The sequence below is a fragment of the Pseudomonas sp. CM27 genome (assembly GCF_013179515.1).
GTDB lineage: Bacteria > Pseudomonadota > Gammaproteobacteria > Pseudomonadales > Pseudomonadaceae > Aquipseudomonas.
The window spans coordinates 1-4,005 of record NZ_JABMCN010000359.1; the positions used below are offsets into that span (position 1 = coordinate 1).

General features: G+C 63.9%; 5 protein-coding genes. 3 read left to right on the forward strand and 2 right to left on the reverse strand.

What is annotated here, in order from left to right; translation table 11 throughout:
- Positions 1-1,142, reverse strand: a 1,142-nt coding sequence (locus tag HP547_RS27580) for an FAD-binding oxidoreductase (RefSeq protein WP_172288608.1), incomplete at its 3' end; no start/stop codon positions are given.
- Positions 1,143-1,398: 256 nt separating this feature from the next.
- On the opposite strand from HP547_RS27580, the gene HP547_RS27585 reads away from it, so the two are divergent.
- On the forward strand, positions 1,399-1,752 hold the full coding sequence (locus HP547_RS27585) for a YkgJ family cysteine cluster protein (RefSeq protein WP_172223084.1): 354 nt from the start codon (positions 1,399-1,401) through the stop codon (positions 1,750-1,752).
- 2 nt (positions 1,753-1,754) lie between these two features.
- Here HP547_RS27585 and dadR read toward each other — a convergent pair whose 3' ends face one another.
- Entirely contained in the window at positions 1,755-2,243 is a 489-nt protein-coding gene (dadR, locus tag HP547_RS27590; RefSeq protein WP_003258963.1) for a transcriptional regulator DadR, read from the reverse strand.
- Positions 2,244-2,399: 156 nt separating this feature from the next.
- Here dadR and dadA point away from each other — a divergent pair, with 156 nt between their 5' ends.
- Together dadA and HP547_RS27600 are read left to right on the forward strand one after the other, a co-directional pair.
- Complete coding sequence (gene dadA, locus HP547_RS27595; protein WP_172288610.1) at positions 2,400-3,704, forward strand: D-amino acid dehydrogenase; 1,305 nt, start codon at positions 2,400-2,402, stop codon at positions 3,702-3,704.
- Between the two features lie 144 nt (positions 3,705-3,848).
- The coding region (locus tag HP547_RS27600; RefSeq protein ID WP_172288612.1) for an alanine racemase at positions 3,849-4,005 on the forward strand (157 nt) is incomplete at its 3' end.

Here is a 4,005-nt window from a genome sequence, read left to right on the forward strand (position 1 = left end):
CGCGCTGCCAGGTGGGTGGCGTTCAGCCCATGCCCGGCGTAGGCCTGGGCGTAATACACGTTCGGCTGGCTGGCCAGGCGGCCCACCTGCGGCAGGCGGTTGGCACCAATGCCGATCATGCCCCCCCACTGGTATTCGATGCGCACGTCGGCCAATTGCGGGAAAACCTTGAGCATCTTGGGCCGCATGTACGCGGCGATGTCCTGCGGGTCACGGCCTGAATAATGGCAGGCACCGCCGAACAACAGGCGCTGGTCGGCGGAGAGACGGTAGTAGTCCAGCGCCACGCGCTGGTCGCACACGGCCATGTTCCGAGGCAAAAGCGAGTGGGCACGTTCTTCACCCAGCGGCTCGGTGGCGATGATGTAGCTGCCGGCTGGCAACACCTTGCCGCCCAGCTCGCGGTTGAGGTTGTTGAGATAGGCGTTGCAGCACAGCACCAGGTTTTTCGCACGCACCCGGCCCTGGGCGGTATGCACCTGTACTTCAGCGCCGTAGTCGATGCGGGTGACCTCGGACTGCTCGAACAGCTTTACCCCCAGGCGGCTGGCCACGGCCGCTTCACCCAGGGCGAGGTTGAGCGGGTGCAGGTGGCCGGAGCCCATGTCGACCAGCCCGCCGACATAGCAGTCGGCACCGACCACGCTGTGGATATCGTCCTTGCCAACCAGGCGCAGCTCGTGCTGGTAGCCGAGGCTGCGCAGCTCTTCGGCATCCTCGGCAAAGCCCTGCAGTTCGGCGGGCTTGTTGGCCAGGTCGCAGTAGCCCCAGGTCAGGTCGCAGGCGATGGCATGCTTTTCGACCCGCTCGCGGACGATCTGCACCGCCTCCAGGCCCATGAGCTTCAAGCTGCGCACACCGTCCTCGCCGATTACCGGCAGGAACTGCTCCAGGCCATGGCCGACGCCGCGGATCAGCTGCCCGCCATTGCGCCCGCTGGCGCCCCAGCCGAGTTTGCGTGCTTCCAGCAAGATCACCGAAAAGCCGCGCTCGGCCAGCTCGATGGCAGTGTTCAGACCCGAGTAGCCGCCGCCGACGATGCATACGTCCGCTGAGTGGTCGCCTTGCAGGAATGAATGGTCAGGGTGTGGCGCGCTGCTGGCGGCGTAATACGAGGCGGCGTGCTGCGCGCTATGGATCATGGGCTGTGTCCTGGGGCTGGTGGGCTAGGGGAGGAGGATAAGCCGGGGCTCCGGGGCGGGCAACCGGCCTCAAGTCTGGTGCGGTCAATTGTAGGAGCGGCCTTGGGTCGCGAAAGGGCCGCAGAGCGGCCCCGGCAATATCAGTGGCGAAGCTGAGGCACTGGGGGCGCTGCGCACCCCTTTCGCGACACAAGGCCGCTCCTGCACGAAGCCGGAGCGCCTATAATCCGGCAAGTCATCAACGTTGAACTCAGCTATGTCCTGCAACCGCCACAAAATCCACTTCCTGCGCGAACTCATCCCCTCGTTCGAGTGCGAGCCCGGCTGCCACGATTGCTGCGGCCCGGTCACCACCTCGACGGAAGAAATGGCCCGCCTGCCGCGCAAGTCCCAGGCCGAACAGGACGCTGCCATGGAGCGCCTGGACTGCGTGCACCTGGGCCCCGACGGCTGCACGGTGTACGAAGAGCGCCCGATGATCTGCCGCCTGTTTGGCACCACGCCGCGCATGGCCTGCCCACGTGGCCGTGGCCCGCAACCGATGATCGAGCCCGCCGCCGAGCAGCTCGTCCACCAGTTCATCGCCACCACCCGGCAGGTGCTGGTCTAGCCTCAGTCCGGGATCGGCAGGCAGAGGCTCTCCTTCACTTCCTCCATCACGATGTAGCTCTTCGACTCGCGCACGTGCGGCAGCTTCAGCAGGATGTCGCCGAGCAGCTTGCGGTAAGACGCCATCTCCGAAATACGCGCTTTCACCAGGTAGTCAAAGTCACCTGACACAAGGTGGCACTCCAGTACATGGGGCAGTTTCAATACCGCCCGGCGGAACTCCTCGAAGGTATCGCCCGACTTGTAGTCCAGGCTTATTTCGACGAACACCAGCAGGCTGCCCTTGAGGTGCTGCGGGTTCAGGCGAGCGTTGTAGCCCATGATGATGCCCTCGCGTTCCAGGCGGCGAACCCGCTCGGTGCAAGGCGTGGTGGAAAGCCCAACTTTCTCGCCCAGTTCGGTGAAGGAAATCCGCCCGTCATTCTGCAGGATACGCAGGATGTTACGGTCGATCTTGTCCAGTTCACGCTTGCTCTGGTGCTGGGTTCTCATAGGGGATGCCCCTCCGTGAAAGGCGATTTTGCCGAGAATTCTCGCCAATAATAGGCTTTTATATAGTGAATTGCACTGGCTTCGAATTTTTATACTGCGCCCATTCATGCCATATCAATAAAAGTCTGCGGCGTGCCGCGTATGAGGGATAAAACGATGCGAGTTCTGGTACTTGGTAGCGGTGTAATCGGAACCGCCAGTGCCTACTACCTGGCCCGGCAAGGTTTCGAAGTGACGGTGGTCGACCGCCAGCCGGCGGTGGCCATGGAAACCAGCTTTGCCAACGCTGGCCAGATCTCGCCCGGCTATGCCTCGCCTTGGGCCGCCCCAGGCGTGCCGCTGAAGGCCATCAAGTGGCTGCTCGAGCGCCACGCCCCGTTGGCCATCAAGCTCACCGGCGACGTCGACCAGTACCTGTGGATGGCGCAGATGCTGCGCAACTGCACCGCCAGCCGTTATGCGGTGAACAAGGAGCGCATGGTGCGCTTGTCCGAGTACAGCCGTGACTGCCTCGACGAGCTGCGCGCCGAAACCGGCATCGCCTACGAAAACCGCAGCCTGGGTACTACCCAGCTGTTCCGCACCCAGGCCCAGGTGGATGCTGCAGCCAAGGACATCGCCGTGCTCGAGCAGTCCGGCGTGCCTTACGAGCTGCTGGACCGTGATGGTATTGCCCGCGTCGAACCCGCCCTGGCGGGTGTGAAAGACATCCTGGCCGGTGCCCTGCGCCTGCCTAACGACCAGACCGGCGACTGCCAGCTGTTCACCAACAAGCTCGCCGAAATGGCGCTGAACCTGGGCGTGGAGTTCCGCTTCGGCCAGGACATCCAGCGCCTGGACTTTGCCGGCGATCGCATCAATGGCGTGTGGATTGACGGCAAGCTGGAAACCGCCGACCGCTACGTGCTGGCACTGGGCAGCTACTCGCCGCATATGCTCAAGCCGTTGGGCATCAAGGCCCCGGTATATCCGTTGAAGGGCTACTCGCTGACCGTGCCGATCACCAACGCCGACATGGCCCCGACCTCGACCATTCTCGACGAAACCTACAAGGTCGCGATCACCCGTTTCGACAACCGCATTCGCGTCGGTGGCATGGCTGAAATCGCCGGTTTTGACCTGTCGCTGAACCCGCGTCGGCGCGAAACGCTGGAGATGATCGTCAACGACCTTTATCCTCGCGGGGGTGATCTGAGCCAGGCCAGCTTCTGGACCGGCCTGCGCCCGGCAACGCCGGATGGCACGCCGATCGTTGGCGCCACGGCGTTCCGCAACCTGTTCCTGAACACCGGTCACGGGACCCTGGGCTGGACCATGGCGTGCGGCTCCGGTCGCCTGCTGGCCGACCTGATTGCGCGCAAGAAGCCGCAGATCAGTGCCGAAGGCCTGGATATTTCCCGTTATAGCAACAGCCGGGAAGCGGCCGGCCACGGGCAGACTGCGCCGGCTCACCAGCAGTAAGATCGCCTGTATCGGCCGCTTCGCGGCTAAAGCCGCTCCCACAGGATTGCGCAAACCTTGGCAATTTGCGGTCCCTGTGGGAGCGGGTTCACCCGCGAAGAACCCAGCATCGTTTTCAACCCGAACCACCATAAGGCAGCCGCCATGCGTCCCGCCCGCGCCCTGATCGACCTCCAGGCCTTGCGCCACAACTACCGTCTGGCCCGTGAACTGACCGGTGCCAAAGCCCTCGCCGTGATCAAGGCCGACGCCTATGGCCACGGCGCCGTGCGTTGCGCCCTCGCGCTGGAGGCCGAAGCCG

Excerpts from the sequence above, each read along its gene's own strand:
- dadA (WP_172288610.1), top strand. The coding sequence starts at position 2,400 with ATGCGAGTTCTGGTACTTGGTAGCGGTGTAATCGGAACCGCCAGTGCC.
- dadR (WP_003258963.1), bottom strand. The coding sequence starts at position 2,243 with ATGAGAACCCAGCACCAGAGCAAGCGTGAACTGGACAAGATCGACCGT.
- HP547_RS27585 (WP_172223084.1), top strand. The coding sequence starts at position 1,399 with ATGTCCTGCAACCGCCACAAAATCCACTTCCTGCGCGAACTCATCCCC.